This is a genomic window from Microbacterium sp. BF1 (assembly GCF_019279095.1).
In the GTDB taxonomy this organism is placed as follows: Bacteria; Actinomycetota; Actinomycetes; order Actinomycetales; family Microbacteriaceae; genus Microbacterium; species Microbacterium maritypicum.
The window spans coordinates 1-5,687 of sequence record NZ_JAGYWT010000135.1; the positions used below are offsets into that span (position 1 = coordinate 1).

Annotated in this window: 4 protein-coding genes and 2 pseudogenes; 5 read left to right on the top strand and 1 reads right to left on the bottom strand. The window is 65.8% G+C overall.

Features of this window, described 5'->3' with window-relative positions; genetic code table 11:
* Nucleotides 1-257 precede the first annotated feature (257 nt).
* The 5 genes and pseudogenes from KZA10_RS06790 to KZA10_RS06815 all read left to right on the top strand — a co-directional run bounded on the left by KZA10_RS06790 (nucleotide 258) and on the right by KZA10_RS06815 (nucleotide 4,873).
* Nucleotides 258-476 (top strand): hypothetical protein, encoded by a 219-nt coding sequence (locus tag KZA10_RS06790; protein ID WP_218682480.1) that lies wholly within the window; start codon nucleotides 258-260, stop codon nucleotides 474-476.
* A 76-nt stretch (nucleotides 477-552) separates the two neighbouring features.
* A complete protein-coding gene (locus KZA10_RS06795) occupies nucleotides 553-2,181 on the top strand; it encodes a ParB N-terminal domain-containing protein (protein ID WP_218682481.1) in 1,629 nt (542 codons plus the stop codon).
* Between the two features lie 96 nt (nucleotides 2,182-2,277).
* Nucleotides 2,278-2,955, top strand: a pseudogene (locus KZA10_RS06800) (SDR family NAD(P)-dependent oxidoreductase); the annotation flags it as partial.
* Nucleotides 2,956-3,681: 726 nt separating this feature from the next.
* A pseudogene (locus KZA10_RS06810) lies at nucleotides 3,682-4,113 on the top strand (ABC transporter ATP-binding protein); the annotation flags it as partial.
* 40 nt (nucleotides 4,114-4,153) lie between these two features.
* Complete coding sequence (locus KZA10_RS06815; protein WP_218682482.1) at nucleotides 4,154-4,873, top strand: ABC transporter permease; 720 nt, start codon at nucleotides 4,154-4,156, stop codon at nucleotides 4,871-4,873.
* 191 nt (nucleotides 4,874-5,064) lie between these two features.
* Here the strand turns inward: KZA10_RS06815 and KZA10_RS06820 are convergent.
* On the bottom strand, nucleotides 5,065-5,687 hold a 623-nt coding region (locus tag KZA10_RS06820), incomplete at its 5' end, for a glycine betaine ABC transporter substrate-binding protein (protein WP_218682483.1).

The following is a 5,687-nucleotide window of genomic DNA, read 5'->3' on the forward strand; positions in this document are numbered from 1 at the left end:
GCGGTCATCGTGATGATGCCTTTCGAGTGGGATGTGAGAGTTTCCTCGAAGGATCACGCGGTGACCGCACTTCGTCGCGATCGACGAGCCGGCCACCACGGGCTACACCACTTTATGGGGCACTACTACTCCTGAACGGCTACGAAGAAAGTAACGGGAGGAAGAGAAGACGGGCCGAGGCCCTCTCGCTCCGCTAGGGCAAGGGCCGAGGGCCCCTGCCCCCGAATATCGGACACCAGTCCAGAAAGAAGGTCACCATGAGCGCTACCCGGCTCGATGCATCCACCACATTCTGCGACGCCTTCGCAAGCGCCGACCTGGCCCGAGAGACGGCCATGAGCCTGAACTGTGGCGAAGTCGACGCTCTAGCCACGCTGCTCGAAGCGCACGGCTACCCCGCATCCGCCGACTACTGGGTGCAGTGCCACAGCGAAGGACACGACGAAGGAGACGAAGAACACACTAGACAGCATTGACCAACTAGACTATACTGATAGTAACAACACGGCAGACCAACGGGACCTACCACCCCATATGAACAAGGAGCACAGTATGACCACTGCAACAGCATCCGCCGGAGTCCTTGAACTCATCGACCCGCAGACCATCGACGTGGCGACCAATGTCCGCACGGCGGCAGAGGCAAGCCTGGACAAGGAATTCCTTGACAGCGTGAGGGCGAACGGCGTTCTTGTCCCCATCGTCGCGACCCGCGATGAGAACGGCGTGCACGTCCGCTACGGCCAGCGCCGCACCCTCGCCGCTCAGCAGGTCGGCCTACCGAGCGTGCCCGTCTACATCGTCGAGGCCAACGCCGCTGACGACGCGCAGCGCATCGTGGAACAGCTGGTGGAGAACGACCAGCGCCAGGCGCTCACCGACGGCGACCGCATCCAGGCGTACAAGGCCCTGGAACTCGAAGGACTCTCCGTCACCGCGATCGCCAAGCGCACCGGCACGAAGCGAGACAAGATCAAGACGGGCCTGACGGTCGCGGCCAGCGAAACCGGAACCCGCCTGATCGCGGAAACCGGAATGACCCTGGACCAGGCCGCAACACTGATCGAGTTCGAAGACGCCCCCGACGTCGTCGCAACGCTGACCCGGATCGCAAACGAGGAGCCGGGATACTTCCCCCACGCCGTCCAGCGCGCCCGCGACGAGCGCGCCACCGCTCAGGCCCGGGAAGCAGGCGAACAGGTCGAAGCCGCCAAAGGCCACCGCATCCTCTCCGAAGCCCCCGCATGGGACGCCCGCACCCCCTACCGCCTCGGTGACCTCCGCACGAGCGAGGGCGAGCGGGTGAGCGTCGACGAGATCCAGGGGAAAGACGGCGTGGCCGTCTACGTGCGCGGACAGCGCGACGGAAACCACCAGGTGAACTACTACGTCGACGAGCCGGAAACCCTCGGTTACACCGTCGCCGACGACGGCATGGGCCGCAAGGCCGGACCGATGACCGACGAGGAGAAGGCAGAGCGCAAGCAGCTGATCGCCAACAACAAGGACTGGGACGCCGCCGAGAGCGTGCGCCGGGAATGGCTCGCCCAGTTCCTCGGACGCAAGACGCTCCCCAAGGACTCCGCACAAGTCATCGCGCGAAGCGCGCTACCTGGTCGCCGGAGAACTGAGCGGGAACGCCCTCGCGGCCGACCTTCTCGGCGTCGAGCCGGTATCGGGCGGCTATGGCGACCGGTTCGCGGACTTCCTCGCCGCACACCCGACCAAGGCGGGCCACGTCACCCTGGCAATCGTCCTCGGCGGCATCGAGGCGAGCACCGGGCGCACCACCTGGCGGAGTCCGCGACCGGAGACGGCGCACTACCTGCAGACCCTCGCAGGCTGGGGCTACACCCTCTCCCCCGTCGAGCAGATCGCCGCCACGGTCGAGAGCACCGACACCCAGCAGTGACCCTCGCGGGGTGGGTCACAGGCCCGCCCCGCCCTAACCAGGAGGCACCCATGAGCACCCGCATTCTCGTCACCTACAAGGGCGAAACTGGATTTCTCCGCAGCGAAACCGGGATCGATCTGCGCACCCGCTACGGTGTCACGTTCGACGAGACCCGCACCGGCACCTACCGCAACCGCGCACGAGCGCAGCGCGTCGCCGACAAGATCGCCCACCGATTCGACCGCGTCGAGCTCGAAGACATCGAAGATCACTCACACACAGACTAGACAGCATTGACCAACTAGACTATACTGATAGTAACAACACGGCAGACCAACGGGACTTACCACCCCATATGAACAAGGAGCACACGCCCCGCCGACTTCGCGCGCCTCGACGACGTGCGAGCACTGGCCGCGAAGATCAGCGATGCCGTCGGCGACAGCGGCATCCACGTGCTGGCGAACAACGCCGGCGGCATCTTCGGGGATCAGACCCCGACGGTCGACGGCTTCGAGAAGACCATGCAGGTCAACCACCTGGCGCCGTTCCTGCTCACGAACCTGCTGCTTCCCCACGTGCTGAAGGCCGAAGGCTCAGTCATCAACACCTCCAGCATCGCCCACCGCCTGTTCGGACATCTCGACGTGGACGACCTCGACAACCGCCACCGCTTCAGCCCGAACAAGGCCTACGGCGACGCCAAGCTCGCGAACGTGCTGTTCGCCAAGAGCCTGCACACGAAGTTCCACGCCCAGGGGCTGAGCGCGGTCGCCTTCCACCCCGGCACCGTGCAGACGAACTTCGCGTCCGACTCGTCGAGCATCATGCGGCTGCTCTACCGCACCCCGCTCAAGCACCTCATGCTCATCGGTGCGGACAAGGGCGGTGCGACACTGCGCTGGTTCATCGAGGGAACCCCCGGTGAAACCTGGTTCTCCGGCGCCTACTACGACGAGCACCAGCTGACCACGAAGATCAATCCGCAGGTGAACGACGCCGCCCTCGCCGAGGCCCTCTGGCAGCGCAGCGCCGAGCTCGTCGGCATCCCTGCCGCGTAGCCCGAACGCATCGAGCGGCCCCGGCTCGCGTGCCCGTTTCGCGCCCTCGGTTCGTCTCCCCGGAGTGCGCACCTGTCGGGAGATCTCACGGATGTCGGACCGGAACAGGCTTACCGGTCCGACATCCGGACATTCTCCCGACGGATGACCCTCCCGACGGATGCCCCTCCCGACGGATGCACCTCCCGACGGACGCACCACCCGGGGGTACCCCGCCCGAAGCCAGGCGCCCGGGAGAGCGTCAGACCACGACGTTCGCGGTATCCACCACACGCGGGCCCGCGGCGGGGAAGGACGTGCGGGTCACACCCGACTCGACGTTGCCGGTGTGCAGCAGCGTGGACGATGCGCCGAACGCGGCATCCGCCAGCTCGATCGCGCCGCCTTCGAAACGGTTGCCGACGGCGCGGTAGTGGGTCGCGCCCTTCGTGACCGCGACATGCGTGGCCGACCCTCCGCGCGGAAAGTGCTATCGGAACGACGGTGGCGCAAGCGCTCCCCAGTCATCCCCGTACATTGCAGACGGAAGATCCCGACCTCGATGACGCGATACTCAACTTTTTTCATCGGGCATTGCCGCTGCGACGAGTGAATTCCGGAATACCGGCCGTGCGCGTCATCGCCTGCGATCTCGCGTGTCTGTAATGCACAAGTCACTTTGACCGGAGGCTGTGCAGATGATTGCGACACTGGGGTTTGCTCGCCGTCATCCTGCGCCCGACGGTCATCGACTTGCGCCTCACCGGACGCGAGAACCTCGTGCTGGTCGCGAAGCTGCGGCACCTGCCAGACGCCGGGAAGGTCGCCGACGACCTGCTGGCGACCTTCCGCCTGACGGATGCCGGCGCCCGCAAGGTCGGCACCTACTCCGGCGGCATGCGTCGCCGCCTCGACATCGCGATGAGCCTGGTCGGACACCCCGAGGTCATCTACCTCGACGAGCCGACCACGGGCCTCGACCCCGAAGCCCGCATCGAAGTGTGGGGCGTGGTCAAGGAACTCGCGAACACGGGCACGACCGTGCTGCTGACCACGCAGTACCTCGACGAGGCCGAACATCTGGCCGACCGCATCGCGATCCTGCACGAGGGCCGCATCATCGCCGGCGGCACGCTCGCCGAGCTGAAGAAGCTGCTCCCGGCCGCGAAGGTCGAGTACGCACTTCGCCGCCGACACGGCGACACTCACCGGCCGCTCCATGCGGCACATCTTCCGCAGCCCCGACACGATCATCACCACGGCGGTCACCCCGATCGCGCTGATGCTCCTCTTCGTCTACGTCTTCGGCGGTGCGCTCCAGCAGAGCACCGGCACCGACAACTACGTGAACTACCTGCTCCCCGGCATCCTGCTCATCGCGATCGCCTCGGGCATCGCGTACACGGCGTTCCGGCTGTTCACCGACATGCAGAGCGGCATCTTCGAGCGGTTCCACTCCATGCCGATCGCCCGATCGAGCGTGCTGTGGGCGCACGTGCTCACGTCGCTGACGGCGAACGCCATCACGCTGGCGATCATCTTCGGCGTCGGATTCCTGATGGGTTTCCGCACCGGGGCGAGCTTGTGGGCCTGGCTCGGAGTGATCGGCATCCTGATGCTGTTCACCCTGGCACTCACCTGGCTGGCGATCATCGCGGGTCTGAACGCCAAGACGGTCGACGGCGCGAGTGCGTTCTCGTACCCGCTGATCTTCTTGCCGTTCATCAGCTCGGCGTTCGTGCCGACCGACACCATGCCGGCTCCGGTGCAGTGGTTCGCCGACAACCAGCCCGTCACCTCGATCGTCAACACCGTCCAGGCGTTGTTCGCCGAGAAGCCCGTCGGCTCCGACATCTGGGTGGCCCTCGCCTGGTGCGTCGGCATCCTCGTGGTCGCCTACGTGTTCGCGATCATCTCCTACCGGAAGAAGGTCAGCTGATCTTCGCCCAGCGAGACGGGACGCTCCGACCGGGTCACTCGACCCGGCCGGGGCGTTTCGCCGCGCTCGGCGAGGTTCTACCGGCGCCGGAACGCAGAAGCTCCGGTCGCACTTCCTGCCGCCCGGCGGACCGGGAAGCGGCAGCAAGTGCGACCGGAGCGAACCTCTGAGAGGCGTGTGTGTGAGGCGGGTCAGCTGGTGACGGTCCAGTCGAACTGGTCGCCGTACTCCTTCAGCCATGCGTCGACCGCATCCGCTTCCTTGCCCTCGCCGTACTCGTTGACCACGAGGTCCTCGAGCGCGCCGTACTGCTCGTCGTCGAGCTTGATCTTCTCGATCAGCTCTGCAGCCTCGGGGAACTCCTCGGCGAAGCCCTTGGTACCCAGGAAGTGCAGGCCCTCGGCCTTGCCCATCGCGCCCTTCGGGTCTTCGAGGTCCTTCATGGCGAAGGCATCGTTGGCCCAGAACGGACGCCACAGCGTGACAACGAGGTCTTCCTGCTTGTCGGTCGCGGTCTTCAGCTCGGTGAGCATCGCCGCGGTCGACGAGGTGACGAGCTGGTACTCGCCGTCGAGGCCGTACTCGGGGATCATCTTCTCGGTCTGGGCGGTGAGGCCCGCACCCGGCTCGATCCCGATGATCTTGCCGTCGAACTCCGCACCCTTGCCCTTGAGGTCCTCGATCGAGTTCAGCTCGGAGTACTCCGGCACCGCGATCGTGAGCTTGGCGTTGTCGTAGTACGTGCCGATGTCCTCGATGTCGTCGCCGTACTTCTCCATGTACGTGGCGTGGGTGAGCTCGGGCCAGGCCGACG

Bases quoted from the DNA above. Each gene is read 5' to 3' on its own strand.
- KZA10_RS06790 (WP_218682480.1), top strand. From the start codon at position 258: ATGAGCGCTACCCGGCTCGATGCATCCACCACATTCTGCGACGCCTTC.
- KZA10_RS06795 (WP_218682481.1), top strand. From the start codon at position 553: ATGACCACTGCAACAGCATCCGCCGGAGTCCTTGAACTCATCGACCCG.
- KZA10_RS06815 (WP_218682482.1), top strand. From the start codon at position 4,154: ATGCGGCACATCTTCCGCAGCCCCGACACGATCATCACCACGGCGGTC.